We start from the raw sequence: 15,864 nt of genomic DNA on the forward strand, positions 1-15,864 counted from the left end.
AGCGATTGACTGGCTCAATATCTCCAGAAGACCGGGGTCACGAGCACCAACACCGTCAGGATTTCCAACCTGCCTAGCAGCATGCCAACGGTGAGTAGCCATTTGGCCGCATCCGGCAGTGACGAGAAATTACCTGCCGGCCCGATGATTGTGCCCAGGCCGGGGCCGACGTTACACACCGCCGTAGCGGCACCGCTCAGAGCGGTAATCCAATCAAGCCCGATCAGTGCCAGGCCCAAAGCGATGGCGGCAATCGTGATGGTGAAAAAAAACGAGAAGGTCAGCAGCGAACGGACGATCTCCTCGTCGATGGGATGGCCGTTGTATTTTTTCTGAATCACGGCCCGAGGGTGAATCAACTGCTTCAAGCTGCTGACCAGAAGCGCGGCAGCCACCTGAAAACGGAAGATTTTCAGCCCGCCTGCCGTTGAGCCGGAGCAGCCACCGACGAAGGTCAGATAGAAAAACAGCAACACAGCGAAGCTGCCCCACAAGGTGTAGTCGCCAACCGCAATTCCGGTGGTCGTGACGACCGAGGTCACATTGACCGCCACGATACGAAACGCGTCCCACCATCCGTAGTCGCTGTGAAAATACAGCCAGGTACCTACTGCCAACGATGTGACGAGCAGGAATCCAATAAACCCGCGTACCTGGTGGTCCCTGATCAGCGCACGCCGATTGCCCCGACAGGTTGCGACGTACAAGGTGAATGGCAGGCTGCCCAGGATCATGATGACTACCGCCACCCAGTGGATTGCTGGCTGCTCCCAGTGCCCGAGGGAGGAGTCCGACGTCGAGAACCCGCCGGTAGAGATCAACGACATTGCGTGGTTGATCGCTTCGAATGGGGTCATTCCTGCGAGCCAGAGCGCCAAAGTGCCGATACCCGTCAGGCCCAGATAGAGCAAAAGAATGTACTTGGCTGCGACATGAGAACGTGGTGTCACTTTCTCCGACCAGTCCGAGGACTCTGTCTGAAAAAGACGCATGCCGCCGACTCGCAAGAGCGGAAGAATCGCGACAGCCATTCCGATAAAACCGATGCCGCCTAACCAGTGCAGCATGGAACGCCAGATCAACAAGCCGGGAGAGGCGATATCCAGACCGGTGAGTACCGTCGAGCCAGTGGTGGTGATGCCCGACATCGTTTCAAAGAACGCATCGGTGTAGCTGATATCACTGATGAAAACCATGGGTAACGCTGCGAAGGCGCACACAACAACCCAGCTAGCGGTAGTCAACAGGTACATGTCCCTGGGCCGAAGATTGCCAGTCTCCGGACGCCCTCGCACGATCAACAGCAGACCACAGATGAAGGTAATCAGACTCGACCAGAGAAAGGCCGACAGTTCGTCGCTATGCTCATAGATCACCAGCGTCATCATGGGTATAGCCATGCTTACCGCCAGGGTGATCAAAAAAATACCCAAAATGAAGCCGATAAGCCGAATTGCTGCGAGGGACATCACGATACCGTTCCAAATTAGCGCCGCGCAGTATCGGATGCCCTCAATAAAGACTGCGTAAATTCTCCGTAAAATTTTGACCTGCAATCAGTCAGGCTGCGGGAGTCAAAGCGTGGCTATGAGTCAATTACAGGCCTTCGCAACAGGCCGGAAACGGCAGAAGCCGCCAGTGCCAGCCCTCTTCGCATCAAACGAGTCCCGGCCTGACGCTGCATGTTGCGCGTAAAATCTGGCTGCAGCATGCAGCGCCGTGCAAACGGGAGTTGATCTGCGCTGATCGCTCATCAGGAGGAAACGAGTTTCTCGTAATCAGAGAAGGGCTTGAGCGCGCAGTACTGCACGTGTAGCAGATTCCCTTTGACGTAAGGCAGCGCCTCGATGTAATCACGCGCCTCTTCGAAGGTGACGGACTCCAGTTCAAACGCGGCACCGGGACCATCGGCCAGCCCATGAACTGCGCGCACGATACCGCCAGCGAAGCCTTGCCAAACGTGCACTACCTCCGGTTTCGCCAGCCGCTTGAAGTCTTCTGCCGCTCCATCAGCACGGCGAGTCAGAATCACGAAGGTTTTCATGTCACCTCCTCCGTTTTCAGCTGCTTGCGCTGGATTGTTTCACCATAAGCAACGTGCGCCATTATGCCGCTCTGGCCCACGGCCACATTCGGTTTAAGCTCATTGCGGGGAGTGTAGTCCCCACCGTTTTGGGGCCGGAAGGGTATTGGCGCATCTGTGAACAAATCCTCGAGTCGGGTGCGCCAAGCCTCTTTAGCTGCGACGGCATCTGCGGCGGTCAAGTTGCCAGTGCCGTATATGGCGAACGTCGGCAGCACATCGAACCCAGGAAAGTAGAGCGAGCCGTGCGTGATCGGAAACAGCAATTGCTCGAGTGGTCCGTTGATGCCGCGCGGCGAGTAGTCTTCTGCGGGGCCGCCGACAGCGACTGACAACATGGCCCGCTTGCCTTTGAAAGCGCCGTCACCATAGCGGTAGGCGTTGCCAGCGTCCTTGTAGCCGTGGGCGAGTCCGGCTGCCCAGACGCGATCTATCCATCCCTTCATGATGGCAGGCATGCCGTACCACCAGAGCGGAAACTGGAAGATGACTACGTCTGCCGCTAGAACCTTGTCTTGCTCCGCCGCCACGTCAGGGCTTTGGCTGCGATGACGATAGGCGTGGGCGGACTCTGCTCCGAACGAGAGCCGCTGAGGGTTGGCCCGCTGAGGAAAGTCGTGCTCGTCGAATATCGCTTTCCAGCCCATGGCGTATAGATCGGATTGCAGGACCTCGTGTCCTTGCGCAGTCAAGCATTCAACAGACACATCCACCAGTTGCCGCGTTAGCGACGAAGGCTCGGGATGGGCATAGATGATCAGTACTTTTTTCGACATGAAGGACGGCTCCGCTGTGATTTCGAAGGAGTGTCGCGGGGCTCGGGCCATCTGTGAAATCGCAAAATTTTGCTGCTAACATAAGATCGATGGATACCAGACGCCTTGATCTAAATCTGCTTGTGACGTTGGAGGCCCTTCTCATTGAGCAGAACGTGACCCGGGCTGCCGCTCGTCTGCATTTGAGCCAGCCAGCAGTCAGCGCTCAGTTGAGCCGTCTGCGCGACGTCTTCAACGACCCTCTTCTGATCCCCGCGCAGCGTGGAATGACGCCCACCGTCAAAGCCTTGGAGCTGCTCGTGCCGCTTCGCCAGGCACTTGACCAGGTAAGGGCGACCGTCACTACTCATCTGAATTTCGAGCCCGCGACGGCGAGCCTGACGGTATCAATCGCCTGCACGGATTACGTGCAGGCGGTTTTGATCAAACATCTCGTTGTCGCCATGCGACGCGAAGCGCCGGGTGTCCGCATCGCACTGCGCGTCCTGGACGTACCACAGCTGGAGCTGCAGATGACCCGCGGCGAGGTGGATCTGGCCGTGATAAACATGAACGGGGTTCCGCCCGCACTGCACTCGCAACACCTCTATGATGAGAGTTACGTGCTGATCGGGCGTCGTGGGCATCCAAGCCTGCGCGCGGGCCTGACCGTGGATGAGTTCGCGCAGCTGGAACATGTCGTGGTGTCACTGCGCGGCGGAGGCTTCTCTACCTCGGTGGATCACGCCTTGGTAGCGCACGGGCTGCGGCGTAACGTCGTTCATTCAGCGTCGTCATTTCTTCCAGTACCGGAGTTGGTCGCGCAGTCGGATTGTGTGGCCCTGGTTCCAAGTCGTCTTGTAGACGGTCGCAGCGAGCAACTGCTGTGCGTAGCCCCTCCCTTGCCGGTGGAAGGTTTTGCGATTGGCTTGTTCTGGCATGAGCGGTCGGATGGGCACGCCGGCTTCAAATGGGTACGTGAGTTCATCACTCGCGTGGCCGATTCTCGTGCATCCGATTATGGCAACCCAAGAACTCTGACAACCTTAAAACCCGTCCAGACAAGCTAGCGTGTCGAGTACTCGATAGGTCAAAGGCTCGCTGGTTGGCTCGCTCTTGCAAGCTCGCTGAGGCAATAAATTTCCATCCATCTACGTATGGCCGATTATGGTTTTATCGGCATACCTGAATGACTGTTTTTGGCCGGAAGCTGCCTCCCAGGCAGCGAACCGTGAATGGTCACTCGTCAAACAAGGTCCAGCCATGGCAAATGCCGGCAAAGTCTTTTGCCGTAAAAAATAATGTCAGTTCCTTTGGGTCAAATTCTTTGTAGAGCCAATGCCCAGGAATGGGGCCTCTCGTTATCGCGTATTCCAAGCGGTATTTTTGAACAGGTCCAAAACCGATGGAGCGTGAGTTCAACTCAAACCTGTCACCTCTGTTGAGCGCCCATAGCTTTTCAACAAGGCAGTCATCAAGCACCACCTCTCCCGCTACCTCAATGAGATACTTTGAATGAAGTTTCTGTTGAAGCCTAATGCTTCTGGCCATGCATCAACCTACCTATGAATAGTCCGAGCATCGACGCAATAATACTTGAACATGATGACGAGCGCTTTGGGTTGAAAAAAGTTCGCTGGGCGTACGCTCTGGCCGATAGCTGCCATCCGCCACCGGCAGCTATGAGCTGAGACGCCCGCACATCGGCGCCACGCAAGCCGCTCACCAAACCTGACCCCAGGTTTGTCCTGCCTGAAATCCCAAACCCGCACAAAAAAATCACCGATTCATTGTCAGTTGATTTTTTTCGGCCTATCTTGAATAAAACCTATACAGCCAACCTGTATGCGTACAACCTTTTCACCCGACTGTGTCCTTAACCCGCACCGCCACGAGTAACCCGAATGAGCCCACTACTAGCCAGCCATTACCGTGAAATCCTCGTTGGCGTCGGTGAGAACCCGGAACGCGAGGGTTTGCTGGACACGCCCCAGCGCGCCGCCAAGGCGATGCAATACCTGTGCAACGGTTACGCGATGAGCCTGGAAGACGTCACCAACGGTGCGCTGTTCGAGTCGCAGGGCGATGAGATGGTGATCGTCAGCGACATCGAGCTCTATTCGCTGTGTGAGCACCATATGCTGCCGTTTATCGGCAAGGCGCATGTGGCGTATATCCCCACTGGCCGGGTGTTGGGGCTTTCGAAGGTGGCGCGGGTGGTCGACATGTTCGCGCGGCGCCTGCAGATCCAGGAAAACCTTACTCGGCAGATTGCTCAGGCGATCCAGCAGATCACCGATGCTGCCGGTGTCGCGGTGGTTATTGAAGCCAGGCACATGTGCATGATGATGCGCGGTGTCGAGAAGCAGAATTCGATCATGACCTCCTCGGTCATGCTCGGTGCCTTTCGCGACAGCTCGACGACGCGGCAGGAATTTCTCCAGCTCATCGGCCGGCGCTAGGCCTATACACAGCCTGTTAACTGTACAAGCACAAGGAGTAGGAAGATGACCCGATTTCTGCTGCTGTTAGGACTGGCGCTCAGCATTGCAAGCTGCGGCAGTGTCGATGTTGCTCGTTATGCGGATCAGCAACCGGCATTGAGTCTGGAGCAGTTCTTCAGCCAGCCCGTCAAAGCCTGGGGGATGTTTCAGAAACGCAACGGCGAAGTGGTCAAGCGTTTCGAGGTTGATATCGCCAGCCGTCGTGAAGGTGAAAACCTGATCCTCGACGAGCGCTTCCGTTACAGCGACGGCACCCGTGAACGCCGAGTCTGGACCCTCACTCCCGGGGGCAATGGTCAGTGGAGCGGTCGCGCGCATGATGTGGTCGGAGTTGCTCAGGGCCAGATCGCAGGCAACACCTTCCACTGGCGTTATCGCCTGAACCTGCCAGTTGATGATTCGACCTACGAGATGAGCATGGACGACTGGATGTACCTGGTCGACGAAGACACGTTGATCAACCGCACCCGTATGTCCAAGTGGGGTTTCGAAGTCGGTCAGGTGACGGTGTTCTTCCGGCGCCAGAACGCTGGAGCGAACCCATGAGCAGTGGGTTGACCCTGGCCTCGTTCGGCGACGGTTATCGCGCCTTGGTGATCGGCGCCAGTGGCGCCCTCGGCACGGCGTTTTGCCAACATTTGAAGCAGGATCCACGCTGCGCCAGCGTCCGTACGCTGGGACGCAAAACTGTGCCGAAGCTCGACCTCGAGCAGCCCGAAACGATCGCCAGCGCCGCCGCCGAACTGGCAGGCGAAGCGCCCTTTCACCTGATCATTCACGCGGCCGGCCTCCTCCATCGTGACCGGATCAAGCCGGAAAAAAGCTACAGCGCAATCGAAGCCGAGTCGCTGCAGGCCGTGTTTCAAGTCAACACGCTGGGGCCTGCATTGCTGCTGCGCGACTTTCTGCCATTGCTTGCACCTCAAGGCGCGATGGCGATGCTTTCGGCAAAAGTCGGCAGCATCGGCGACAACCGTTTGGGCGGCTGGTACGCCTATCGCGCCTCCAAGGCTGCGCTGAACATGCTGATCAAGACCGCCGCCATCGAGCTTTCGCGCACGCGACCGCAGAGTCGCTTGCTCAGCCTGCACCCGGGCACGGTGGTCTCGCCGTTGTCGCAACCTTTTCGCGGAGCCGCAAGCGCCCGCCCGGCAGACATTGCCGCTGCGCAATTACTGAGTCTGATTGACACGCTGACGCCGGCCGATAGCGGCCATTTCTTCGCCTACGATGGAGAACGCCTGCCCTGGTAGGCAAGGAGTGAAGCATGAATCTGCAAACCCTCACCGAACGTGCGGCCAACAGTGAAGTTCGCGAACTGGAGCTGCTGTCACTCGAAGGTGGTTTTTATCTGGCGAGGATTCGCGTGGATCAAGGCCAGTTCACCTTGCTCGATGACGCGGCCAAGCCAATGCACCTGCGTTCGATCACCCACCTGCGCGACTTGCTGCAAACCGTGCCGGCGTTTCCCTGCGTACTGGTGCAACAATGCGTGCACGACGAAATGTGCGGTCGGGATTCAGGGCCGGTTGAAGAGCTGCGCATTCCGTTTTCGCTGACCACGCCTTTATGAGGCTCAAGCGCGGCGAGCACTGAATGGCAGGCTGATAAGGCGCGCGTCGCCCAAGGGCGACGCATTTATCGAACCCCTGTCCCGTCCACGGGTCTGCTTCACATCGATTCCCTGGAAGTAAACCCCATGTCCACTCAACACACGCTTGTCCTGCTTGCCCGAGGCGGATACGCCGCGCGCGGTGTTCTGTATCTGATTATCGGTATCTTCGCGCTGTTGGCAGCGCACGACTCCACCAAACCGAAAGACAGCCACAAGAGCCTCGAAGCATTACTCAGTCAGCCATTCGGCTATGTGCTGATCGGTGTTGTGGTCGCCGGCCTGCTGGCCTTCGCCGCGTGGCGTGCGTTGCAAGCGATCCGCGATGTCGACCACCACGGCAGCGAGTTCAAAGGTCTGGTCATTCGCGCAGGTTTGCTCGCCGGCGGTCTGGTCAACGCGGCGCTGGCCTTCTTTGCCTTGGGCCTCTTGGTGAGTGGCCTCAGGAGCTCGGGCGGTTCCGGGGATGGCAAGACCAAGGATCTGCTTGCGCAGCTGCTGTCGTTCGAGCATTCGAACCTGTTGATCTACCTGATCGCGCTGATCCCGCTGGGTGTCGGTATCGCCCACATCATCAAAGGCTGGAAGGCCACGTTCGAGAAATACTTCGAGGCAGATGACGAAGTGATGCGCTACGTGCGCCCGGTGTCGCGCTTTGGCTTGATCGCCCGAGGCGTGGTGTTTATCGAGATTGCGCTGTTGATGGCGGTCAGTGGCTCGGTTTATCAAGCGACCAATCCACCCGGCATGAAGGAAGCGCTGGATGCTTTGCAGAATCTGCCGGCAGGCGGTGTGCTGTTGATGCTGATGGCCTTGGGGCTGATCGCGTTTTCGGTGTACAGCTTTTCCGAAGCGGCCTGGCGCCGGATCGAAATGGATGTGCCGTTGTAAGCGGCGATTCGAGGGGGCGTGTGCCCCCTCGACTTTTCGTCATCAAGTGAACAGATCAACGCCCAACTGAAACGCTACCCAGAGCGCCAGCCCGGTGGCAAACAACAGCGCGATGTTTTCAAACAGGTTGTTGCGGTATTGCTTGCCCAGCAACGATTTCTGGTTGGACATGATCAGCAAGCCTAGGGAAATCACTGGCAAACCAATGATGTTCAACGCGCTGACACCGATGGTCAGGGTGACGAAATCCGGCATGCCCGGCATCGACCAGATCAGCGGCGTGACCAGGATGAACAGCATGAACCACTTGTGCATCGGGTCGTGATGGAACTCTTTGCCGTACTTCTCGCGGCGCTCAGGACGAACATGCTGGAAGGCATCGGTGATCAGCATCGGAAACGCCGTGGTCTTGCCTGAAATACTGGCAAACAAGGTCGCGAACACGCCGATGAAGAACACGTACCAGCCGATCGGGCCGAAGAAGATTTCCAGCGCCTTGCCCAGATCGCCCAAGGTTTTCACCTCGATGCCGTTGGGCCGCAGGATTTCCGCGCCGACAATCCAGATCGCCAGGTTGATGATGATCCCGACGAACACCGCAAACAGCAGATCGTTACGCTGAATGCGCTTGTGCTGCGGCCCGGTCCAGCCTTTCTGGCGCATGACATAGGGGTGCACGAAGTTGGCGATCGAGCCGGCGACCGCGCCGATTACCGAGACCGCCACCAGCAACGCGCCATGCACGCCTTCGTCCGGCGGAATGCTGAAGCCGATGGTGCCTTTGATGATGCCGCTGACATCCGGGCCGGACATCACCGCCAGGGCGATGAACGCCAGGGTCATGATCGCCAGCAGCAGCTTCATCACGCCTTCGATCATCGTGTAGATGTTGCGCCCGACCAACATCCACACCGCCAGCACCACCGCCACCGAGCACAGCAATGGCTGATCGATCTTGAACAGCATCGCCAGCGACTCCCCTGCCCCCTTGATCATGTAGGCGTTCATCAAGTGCCCCATCAACAGGGCATAAACCAGCATGAACCAGGCAAACACTGGGTTGAGCTGGGCGTAGCCTTGCAGAATGGTCATGCCCTGGTTATTGCACAGCTGGAAACGGGCAATGATGTTGACGATCAGGTACCTGAGCAACAGCGAGACCGCCAGCACCCACATCATGGCGTAGCCGTAGTTCGCACCGGCCACGGAGGATGTGATCAGGTCACCCGCACCGAGCCACGACAGCACGGCGATAATGCCGGGGCCGAGCAGTTTCAGCGTTCGCAGGAACAGGTTTTGCGGTTTCGCAGCGGCCTGATGATCGAGTGGAGCCATGCTCGTCATAGGGGTATCTCCGTTATTGTTTTTGTGAGAATTGATGCAGTGCGCACATTAGGTAGGATGTCGTACAACAACGCTAACAGGAGAGTATGTAAAAATGTTTCACAACTCGCTGATTACCGTACTGCTCGATCATTTCTGTTGATCAACATCCTCTAATACGCGTCTATAAAACTAGGCTAAGCGACGTTCCAGCTCCATGAAATAGACATTGAAGCCTTAGCCAATCACTCATAGGATGACTGATCACAACAACAATAAGGCCGGAAATGATGAAAAGAACCATCGCAATCGCTGCGCTCGCTTCAACCCTGAGCGTGACGGCCAATGCCGCCACCTATGCCTACATCTCAAGCCCCGGTGACGGTCTGATCTCGCAGTATCGCCTTGATCAGAGCAATGGCGCGCTCACCCTCGTTGAGCAGATTCAGGCCGGTGATCAGGTCAATCCCATGGCTCTCTCCCCGGATGGCAAGGTGCTGTTTGCAGCCTTGCGCGTCAAACCCTTTCAGGTGCTGGGTTACCGGATCGATCGCCAAAGCGGTCGCCTGACAAAATTCACCCAAGCGCCCCTGGCAGAGAGCATGGCCTACCTGTCGACCGATCGAAAAGGTCGCTACCTGCTCGCCGCGTCCTACGGCGCCGACACCCTCAGCGTTCAGAAGATCGGCGAGGATCAGCAACCTTCCGCCGATATCGTTCGCTACAAGACCGGCCTGCATGCCCATTCGATTCGCACCGAGCCGAGCAATCGCTTTGCCTACGCCGGCAACCTGGGCACCGACAAGGTGCTGCAATATCGCCTGGATGCCAAGACTGGCGAGCTCAGCCCGATCGGCAACGGCTCGGTCAGCGTCCCGGACAACACCGGCCCTCGGCACCTGGCGTTCTCGCCGAACGGCAAATTCCTTTACGTTGTCGGTGAAATGAGCGGCACCGTGACCGCGTTTTCAATCGACGACGCCAGCGGCGCGTTAACGCAAATCGCTGTGGCCAACGGCATTCCCGAACGTTTGCAACTGGCCCACGGCGAAGTCCGTGATGCGCGCAACAACGACCTCAAAGACGACCCGACCCCGCGCATCTGGGCTGCCGACCTGCGCATGTCGCCGGATGGAAAACTGCTGCTGATGAGTGAGCGCACCAGCAGCAGCGTTTCGGCATTTGCCGTGGATCCGGCATCAGGAGGACTCACGTTTCACGACAACTACCCCGTGCAAGAACAGCAACCACGCAACATCGCCTTCTCCCCCGATGGCCACTGGCTGCTGGTGACGGGCGAGAAAAGCGCCAAGGTCGGTACGTACGCGGTGAGCAAGGATGGCGCGCTGAAGCGTGTCGGTGAAGCGGCCTCCGGCAAAGGCGCGTTATGGATCGAAGTCCTGCAAACGCCTGACGCATGAATATCTGCGGAGCAGCAACTGCTCCGCCGTTCTGCAACTAATCCCCCGCCGCTTCGGTCATTAGGTTTGCCGAGGTTGATACATTTTCGCAGACCTCACTTTCAAGAGACTGCCCCCCGTGATCAGCCATCTCGATCGCCGCAACAACCGTTCGCTGGACAGTCTGAATTTCTTTCTCGCCGATGTCCGCGACGGCCTCGGGCCGTACCTCGCCATCTACTTGCTCGCCGTGCACCACTGGGACCCGGCCAGCATCGGCGTGGTCATGACTCTCGCCGGTATCGCTGCACTGATCACGCAGACACCGGCCGGTGCACTGGTTGACAGCAGCCGGGCGAAACGTGCGCTGGTCATCATCGCCGCGCTGTTGGTGACGGCGAGTTGCCTGGTGCTGCCGTTCATTACTTCATTCAGTCTGGTGGCGTTGACCCAAGCCTTGAGCGCGGCGGCAGCATCTATTTTCGCCCCGGCCATCTCCGCGATCACCCTGGGCATCACCGGCCCGCGAGCATTCACCCGGCGCACCGGTCGCAACGAGACGTTCAACCACGCCGGCAACGCGTGCGCAGCGTTGTTGGCCGGTTTGTTTGCCTATCTGTTCGGTCCGGTGGCGGTGTTTTATCTGATGGCGGTCATGGCGCTGGCCAGCGTGATTGCCGTGCTGTTCGTCTCGGCCGAGGCGATTGATCATGACGTCGCACGCGGGTTGCAGCCTGGCGATCAAAGCCATCAGCCGTCCGGCTTCAAGGTACTGCTGAGCAATCGTCCGTTGCTGATGTTTGCCCTGTGCTGCGCGCTGTTCCACTTGGCCAACGCGGCGATGCTGCCGCTGGTGAGCCAGAAACTCGCCCAAGCGAATTTGCACCTGGCCACACCGCTGACGTCGGCGTGCATCGTAGCCGCGCAACTGGTCATGGTGCCAATGGCGTTGCTGGCCGGCGCGAAAGCCGATGTCTGGGGGCGCAAACCGTTATTGCTGGCGGGTTTTCTGATCCTGCCGCTGCGTGGCTTGCTCTACACCTTCTCGGATGATCCGTACTGGCTGGTCGCCGTGCAGTTGCTCGACGGTGTCGGCGCTGGTTTGTTCGGCGCGCTGTTCCCGGTAATGGTCAAGGATCTGACCCTCGGCTCCGGGCATTTCAATGTCAGCCTTGGCGCGCTGACCACAGCGTTTGGCCTGGGCGCGGCGCTGAGCAACGGGCTGGCCGGTTTTGTCGTTGAGGCCGCCGGTTACAGCGAGGCATTCCTGACCCTCGCCGGAGTCGCAGCGGCAGCGTTCCTGCTGCTGTTGATCGGTGTCCCGGAAACGCTGCAGCGGACTGAGAAAATCGAGTCCGCTGCGGTTATGGGCCAAACCTGAGCTAATCGCCACCGCAGCCATTGCCTAAAACGCTGTAAGTGGCGACATGCCGCTGACCGTGGCTGTCTTCATAGACGACCTCCACCGGAACAATTCCGCAGGCGGCGCTGGTGTCGGTGATGCTGATGGTTTTGGCGATGTCCAGTGGCACGCCGGTCTGTGCAGGTTCGGTGGCGGCGAACACGTTGCCGGCGAGGATGGCCAGGGCCAAAGCAAAAAACGGTTTCATGGTGTGATCTCTCTATAAAGGATGGGGAATTCAGGCCTGACGTTCAGTCAGCAATTGGCGCGCGGAATCGGCCATCATTGGCAGCGCTCCGGCGAGCATCAGGACGTCCTTGAGCACCAGGCGTCCGGCACCGGACAGATAGGGAAAACCGTGCTGACCATCACCCAGCGCAGCGACCCAGGCTTCAGGCGTGGTAACCAGAAAGCTCAGGGTCACCAGCGGCGTAGCGAACGCCAGCGCGCCACCGAGCAGGCCGGTACGGCGAGAAAGCGGATTGGACAGGACCAGCAGACCGATGAGAATTTCCACCACGCCAAGCCCGGTGGAAAAGCCGTAGGTGTTGTTCGCGGTCTGCCAGGCGCGCTTGTCGGCGTTCAGCTCGCCCTCATGGGTCAGGTGCGCCTTGTAGTCCTGCGGGTGTTCGTAGAAGAACGACATCACCGGGCTGTTGGCGACGAAAGGCGTAATGCTGTCGGCTTCGTACGGGACGAATTTCAACGCGCCGATCCACAGGAACACGATGGCGATGGCCACGCGCATCAGCGGGATGCCGAGGCGATCGAGTTTGCCGAGCTGTTGTAGTCCGGCGTTGATTGAGGTGAACATGCGACGTCTCCAGATCAATGAAAGTGGAGTCAGTCTGCGGTGCTATCGAATCGCGCTTTTGTCGGTCATGCTCAACGTCTTGCTCAATCGTCTCAACTTTGCGGATTCCTTCGTGATGGGTGCCAATGAACTCGCTCGATAAGCTCATCAGCCTGGCCAACGTGCGCGGCAGTCTTGATCTGCGCTGCCAGTTCCAGGGCGACTGGGCGCGCGATCATCAACAGGAAGCCTTGGGCAAGGCGCCCTATCACGTCGTGCTCAAAGGTGAGTGCCGGGTAGAACTGGCCAGCGGACAACGCCTGGCGATGCGCGCCGGCGATATTCTGTTGTTGCCACGGGGCACGCCGCATGTGCTGCACAGCGGCGGTAAAGATGTAGCGCCAATGCTGCCAACGCTGATTCCCGGCGGGGTGTTGCCGATCTATCGGCTGGGTGGCGCGAGCGCCGATCTGGACATGCTTTGCGGTGGCTTTCATTACAACCGCGCATCGATGCTGTTCGCCGCCCTCCCCGATTACCTGTTGATTGCCAACGATGGCTTACCGATTGATGCGCCGCTGACCGCCCTGATTGCGCTGTTGCGCAGCGAAGCCGACAGCGAACAGCCGGGTGCACGGTTCCTCCTCGACTCACTGTCCCAAGCGTTGTTCACCTTGATCCTGCGTGCGCACCTGGCGCGTGCCGATCACGACAAAAGCACCCTGGCGCTGCTCGGCGACCAGCGCCTCGGCCGCACCTGTCAGGCGATATTGGCCGACCCGGCGCACGAATGGACCATCGAGGCCATGGCCGACACCGCGAACATGTCCCGCGCGACGTTCATGCGCACCTTCGCCCGGGTCGCTGGCGTGTCGCCGTGGGTGCTGCTGACTCAATTGCGCATGGAGCTGGCGTTCAGTCTGCTCAGCCATTCGCATCTGGGCCTGAATGACATTGCCGTGCAGGTCGGCTATCAGTCGCAGGCTGCCTTCAGCAAGAAATTCAAGGAAATCTACGGCGAGGCCCCGGGCAAAGTCCGCCGCGCGATCTGATTGAATGGATCGCTTTGTATCAGCGTGTAGCTTTCGCCGCCCCAGATACACACTCATGCGAAGTTCGGCCGTGCGCACACACAACTGACACATTTAGCGCGCTAAATACCACTGTCGCTTCCATTCATGCCCCACCCAATCGACAGGACATCACCATGAACAAAGTCTTCGCAACCCTCGCCCTTACCGCCGCCATGTTCGGCGCCACCGCTGCGTTCGCCGCGCCGGTCAAACCCACCGTGGTGCTGGTGCACGGTGCCTTCGCCGATTCGAGCAGCTGGAACGGCGTGGTCAAGATTCTCGAGAAGGATGGCTATCCGGTGATCGCCGCTGCCAACCCGCTGCGCTCGGTCAAGGGTGATGCGCAATCGGTGGCGGATGTGCTGGCCAGCGTGAAAACTCCGGTGGTACTGGTCGGCCACTCCTACGGTGGCCCGGTGATCAGTGAAGCCGCTTACGGCAATGCCAATGTCAAAGCGCTGGTGTACGTCGCAGCTTTTGCACCGGAAAAGGGTGAAACCGCCGCTGAGCTGTCCGGGCGTTTCCCTGGCAGCACCCTTGGCCCGACCCTGTCGGCCCCGGTTGAGCTGGCCGATGGTGGCAAGGATTTGTACATCCAGCAGGACAAATTCCATGAGCAGTTCGCAGCCGATGTTTCCCCGGCAGATGCGAAGTTGATGGCCGCCACCCAGCGCCCGGTGACCGTCGCCGCGCTCAACGAAGCCGCCACCGAGCCTGCATGGAAAACCGTGCCGTCGTACTTCGTCTACGGTGACCAGGACAAGAACATCCCGGCGCAAGCCTTGGCGTTCATGGCCGAGCGCGCGCACTCCAAGCAGACCGTCGTGGTCAAAGGCGCTTCGCACGTGGTGATGGTGTCCAACCCGAAAGCCGTTGCCAGCCTGATCGAAACCGCTGCGGCCGGGAAGTGATCCAGCGCTGAGTTGAACCTTGAAGCCTTAGCCGTGAACCCTGTTCACGGCTTTCAGCGCTGGGTGGTGTTGCAGCCGCTCGCTGAGAAAATCCACAAACGTGCGCACCTTCGCCGGTACGCGCGGATGTTTCAGATAGACCAGTTGCACCGGTAATGCCGGCGGCTCAAATGCCTGCAACACCAATTCCAGTTCACCGGCCGCGACCTGGCTGGCGACTTGATAAGACAGCACCCGGGTAATGCCCCAACCGGAACTGGCGATGTTGATCGCCGCCTGATTCGCGGTGACCACCAGACGCGGCTCGAAGCGAAAACTCAACGGGCCATCGGCATGGGCGAATTGCCAATCGCTGAGCAAATGACTGGCGGACGACATGACGATATTGGCGCGGTTCAGCTCGTTCGGATGTTGCGGTCGGCCATAGCGGGCGAAGTAATCGGGGGTGCCGCAGATGACCTGACGGACCTCGCCGACCTTGATTGCATGCTGATTGTTCTCGTGCAAATGGCCGATGCGCACGGCGACATCGATACCCTCTTCCGCCATATTCACCACGCGATCAACCAGCAAAGCCTTCAGATGCACCGAAGGAAACGCATCGACGTATTGCGCCAGCAACGGCGCGATGAACAACTCGCCAAACAATACCGACGCGGTCACGCTCAAGTGCCCGCACGGCACCCGGTAACTGCCGGCGGCCGCCTCTTCGGCTTCGTCGACGTCGCACAGAATTCTTCGGCAATCGTCCAGATAACGATGCCCGGCTTCGGTCAGGTGCAGGCTGCGCGTGGTGCGCGACAACAGACGCGTGCCGATGCGTTGTTCCAGCGCGGCAATGGCGCGGGTGACGCTGGGGGGCGAGGTGTTCAAGCGCCGGGCCGCCGCCGCAAAGCCGCCCTCCTCGGCCACGGCCAGGAACATGCGCATTTCCTGAAAACGATCCATAGCTGGGGACCTGTAAAAAACCTCGAAAACACAGTGAAATCATGTGGGAGCGAGCCTGCTCGCGAAAGCTTTCCGTCAGTCAACATCACCGTTGCATGACACACCGCTTTCGCGAGCAGGCTCGCTCCCACAGGGTTTGGTGTACAGAGTTAAATTTGGGCAATGCTTC

General features: G+C 58.9%; 18 protein-coding genes. 10 read left to right on the top strand and 8 right to left on the bottom strand.

Annotated features, from left to right (window positions below; genetic code table 11):
* Positions 1-14 precede the first annotated feature (14 nt).
* From AB4N73_RS08755 to AB4N73_RS08765, 3 genes are all read right to left on the bottom strand, one after another.
* Positions 15-1,469, bottom strand: a complete 1,455-nt coding sequence (locus AB4N73_RS08755; protein WP_252867630.1) for a TrkH family potassium uptake protein — start codon at positions 1,467-1,469, stop codon at positions 15-17.
* Between the two features lie 284 nt (positions 1,470-1,753).
* Complete coding sequence (locus AB4N73_RS08760; protein WP_122706234.1) at positions 1,754-2,044, bottom strand: hypothetical protein; 291 nt, start codon at positions 2,042-2,044, stop codon at positions 1,754-1,756.
* Entirely contained in the window at positions 2,041-2,859 is an 819-nt protein-coding gene (locus tag AB4N73_RS08765) for an NAD(P)H-dependent oxidoreductase (RefSeq protein ID WP_252867631.1), read from the bottom strand. Before AB4N73_RS08765 ends, AB4N73_RS08760 begins: the two co-directional genes overlap by 4 nt.
* 89 nt (positions 2,860-2,948) lie before the next feature.
* Here AB4N73_RS08765 and AB4N73_RS08770 point away from each other — a divergent pair, with 89 nt between their 5' ends.
* A complete protein-coding gene (locus AB4N73_RS08770) occupies positions 2,949-3,908 on the top strand; it encodes a LysR family transcriptional regulator (RefSeq protein ID WP_050977893.1) in 960 nt (319 codons plus the stop codon).
* A 169-nt stretch (positions 3,909-4,077) separates the two neighbouring features.
* Here the strand turns inward: AB4N73_RS08770 and AB4N73_RS08775 are convergent, their stop codons facing one another.
* Entirely contained in the window at positions 4,078-4,389 is a 312-nt protein-coding gene (locus AB4N73_RS08775; protein WP_130927275.1) for a hypothetical protein, read from the bottom strand.
* A gap of 353 nt (positions 4,390-4,742) precedes the next feature.
* On the opposite strand from AB4N73_RS08775, the gene folE reads away from it, so the two are divergent.
* The 5 genes from folE (at position 4,743) to AB4N73_RS08800 (ending at position 7,845) form a co-directional block, all read left to right on the top strand.
* Entirely contained in the window at positions 4,743-5,300 is a 558-nt protein-coding gene (gene folE, locus AB4N73_RS08780; RefSeq protein ID WP_136493318.1) for a GTP cyclohydrolase I FolE, read from the top strand.
* A gap of 45 nt (positions 5,301-5,345) precedes the next feature.
* Entirely contained in the window at positions 5,346-5,888 is a 543-nt protein-coding gene (locus AB4N73_RS08785; protein ID WP_122746185.1) for a DUF3833 domain-containing protein, read from the top strand.
* A complete protein-coding gene (locus tag AB4N73_RS08790) occupies positions 5,885-6,595 on the top strand; it encodes an SDR family oxidoreductase (protein WP_125927069.1) in 711 nt (236 codons plus the stop codon). The genes AB4N73_RS08785 and AB4N73_RS08790 overlap by 4 nt, the downstream gene beginning before the upstream one ends.
* Before the next feature lie 14 nt (positions 6,596-6,609).
* A complete protein-coding gene (locus AB4N73_RS08795) occupies positions 6,610-6,915 on the top strand; it encodes a DUF6482 family protein (protein ID WP_016774774.1) in 306 nt (101 codons plus the stop codon).
* A 126-nt stretch (positions 6,916-7,041) separates the two neighbouring features.
* A complete protein-coding gene (locus AB4N73_RS08800) occupies positions 7,042-7,845 on the top strand; it encodes a DUF1206 domain-containing protein (protein ID WP_110645324.1) in 804 nt (267 codons plus the stop codon).
* Positions 7,846-7,887: 42 nt separating this feature from the next.
* Here the strand turns inward: AB4N73_RS08800 and AB4N73_RS08805 are convergent, their stop codons facing one another.
* Positions 7,888-9,180 carry an Nramp family divalent metal transporter gene (locus tag AB4N73_RS08805; RefSeq protein ID WP_460143583.1) on the bottom strand — a complete coding sequence of 431 codons (1,293 nt, stop codon included), beginning with the start codon at positions 9,178-9,180 and terminating at the stop codon, positions 7,888-7,890.
* A 278-nt stretch (positions 9,181-9,458) separates the two neighbouring features.
* On the opposite strand from AB4N73_RS08805, the gene AB4N73_RS08810 reads away from it, so the two are divergent.
* Positions 9,459-10,589 (top strand): lactonase family protein, encoded by a 1,131-nt coding sequence (locus AB4N73_RS08810; protein ID WP_460143278.1) that lies wholly within the window; start codon positions 9,459-9,461, stop codon positions 10,587-10,589.
* A gap of 118 nt (positions 10,590-10,707) precedes the next feature.
* On the top strand, positions 10,708-11,949 hold the full coding sequence (locus tag AB4N73_RS08815) for an MFS transporter (protein ID WP_460143279.1): 1,242 nt from the start codon (positions 10,708-10,710) through the stop codon (positions 11,947-11,949).
* A 1-nt stretch (position 11,950) separates the two neighbouring features.
* Here the strand turns inward: AB4N73_RS08815 and AB4N73_RS08820 are convergent, their stop codons facing one another.
* Together AB4N73_RS08820 and rclC are read right to left on the bottom strand one after the other, a co-directional pair.
* Positions 11,951-12,178 (bottom strand): DUF2790 domain-containing protein, encoded by a 228-nt coding sequence (locus AB4N73_RS08820; RefSeq protein WP_258706714.1) that lies wholly within the window; start codon positions 12,176-12,178, stop codon positions 11,951-11,953.
* Between the two features lie 30 nt (positions 12,179-12,208).
* The gene (gene rclC, locus AB4N73_RS08825) at positions 12,209-12,784 is read right to left on the bottom strand and encodes a reactive chlorine resistance membrane protein RclC (protein WP_252886228.1); all 576 of its coding nucleotides are present in this window, start codon (positions 12,782-12,784) and stop codon (positions 12,209-12,211) included.
* A 125-nt stretch (positions 12,785-12,909) separates the two neighbouring features.
* Between rclC and AB4N73_RS08830 the strand changes: the two genes are divergently transcribed.
* Together AB4N73_RS08830 and AB4N73_RS08835 are read left to right on the top strand one after the other, a co-directional pair.
* A complete protein-coding gene (locus AB4N73_RS08830; protein WP_056786101.1) occupies positions 12,910-13,815 on the top strand; it encodes an AraC family transcriptional regulator in 906 nt (301 codons plus the stop codon).
* A 155-nt stretch (positions 13,816-13,970) separates the two neighbouring features.
* Positions 13,971-14,747, top strand: coding sequence for an alpha/beta fold hydrolase (locus AB4N73_RS08835; RefSeq protein WP_252884245.1), 777 nt, complete (start codon positions 13,971-13,973; stop codon positions 14,745-14,747).
* Positions 14,748-14,774: 27 nt separating this feature from the next.
* Here AB4N73_RS08835 and AB4N73_RS08840 read toward each other — a convergent pair whose 3' ends face one another.
* A complete protein-coding gene (locus AB4N73_RS08840; RefSeq protein ID WP_252884246.1) occupies positions 14,775-15,695 on the bottom strand; it encodes a LysR family transcriptional regulator in 921 nt (306 codons plus the stop codon).
* Positions 15,696-15,864: the final 169 nt, after the last annotated feature.

The organism is Pseudomonas sp. S3_B08, assembly GCF_054667725.1.

What these genes read in the sequence shown, in the direction of transcription:
- AB4N73_RS08790 (WP_125927069.1), top strand. Translation starts at nt 5,885, where the DNA reads ATGAGCAGTGGGTTGACCCTGGCCTCGTTCGGCGACGGTTATCGCGCC.
- AB4N73_RS08785 (WP_122746185.1), top strand. Translation starts at nt 5,346, where the DNA reads ATGACCCGATTTCTGCTGCTGTTAGGACTGGCGCTCAGCATTGCAAGC.
- AB4N73_RS08820 (WP_258706714.1), bottom strand. Translation starts at nt 12,178, where the DNA reads ATGAAACCGTTTTTTGCTTTGGCCCTGGCCATCCTCGCCGGCAACGTG.
- AB4N73_RS08755 (WP_252867630.1), bottom strand. Translation starts at nt 1,469, where the DNA reads ATGTCCCTCGCAGCAATTCGGCTTATCGGCTTCATTTTGGGTATTTTT.
- AB4N73_RS08840 (WP_252884246.1), bottom strand. Translation starts at nt 15,695, where the DNA reads ATGGATCGTTTTCAGGAAATGCGCATGTTCCTGGCCGTGGCCGAGGAG.
- AB4N73_RS08775 (WP_130927275.1), bottom strand. Translation starts at nt 4,389, where the DNA reads ATGGCCAGAAGCATTAGGCTTCAACAGAAACTTCATTCAAAGTATCTC.
- AB4N73_RS08835 (WP_252884245.1), top strand. Translation starts at nt 13,971, where the DNA reads ATGAACAAAGTCTTCGCAACCCTCGCCCTTACCGCCGCCATGTTCGGC.
- AB4N73_RS08770 (WP_050977893.1), top strand. Translation starts at nt 2,949, where the DNA reads ATGGATACCAGACGCCTTGATCTAAATCTGCTTGTGACGTTGGAGGCC.
- rclC (WP_252886228.1), bottom strand. Translation starts at nt 12,784, where the DNA reads ATGTTCACCTCAATCAACGCCGGACTACAACAGCTCGGCAAACTCGAT.
- AB4N73_RS08810 (WP_460143278.1), top strand. Translation starts at nt 9,459, where the DNA reads ATGAAAAGAACCATCGCAATCGCTGCGCTCGCTTCAACCCTGAGCGTG.
- AB4N73_RS08805 (WP_460143583.1), bottom strand. Translation starts at nt 9,180, where the DNA reads ATGGCTCCACTCGATCATCAGGCCGCTGCGAAACCGCAAAACCTGTTC.
- AB4N73_RS08830 (WP_056786101.1), top strand. Translation starts at nt 12,910, where the DNA reads ATGAACTCGCTCGATAAGCTCATCAGCCTGGCCAACGTGCGCGGCAGT.
- AB4N73_RS08760 (WP_122706234.1), bottom strand. Translation starts at nt 2,044, where the DNA reads ATGAAAACCTTCGTGATTCTGACTCGCCGTGCTGATGGAGCGGCAGAA.
- AB4N73_RS08765 (WP_252867631.1), bottom strand. Translation starts at nt 2,859, where the DNA reads ATGTCGAAAAAAGTACTGATCATCTATGCCCATCCCGAGCCTTCGTCG.
- AB4N73_RS08795 (WP_016774774.1), top strand. Translation starts at nt 6,610, where the DNA reads ATGAATCTGCAAACCCTCACCGAACGTGCGGCCAACAGTGAAGTTCGC.
- AB4N73_RS08800 (WP_110645324.1), top strand. Translation starts at nt 7,042, where the DNA reads ATGTCCACTCAACACACGCTTGTCCTGCTTGCCCGAGGCGGATACGCC.
- folE (WP_136493318.1), top strand. Translation starts at nt 4,743, where the DNA reads ATGAGCCCACTACTAGCCAGCCATTACCGTGAAATCCTCGTTGGCGTC.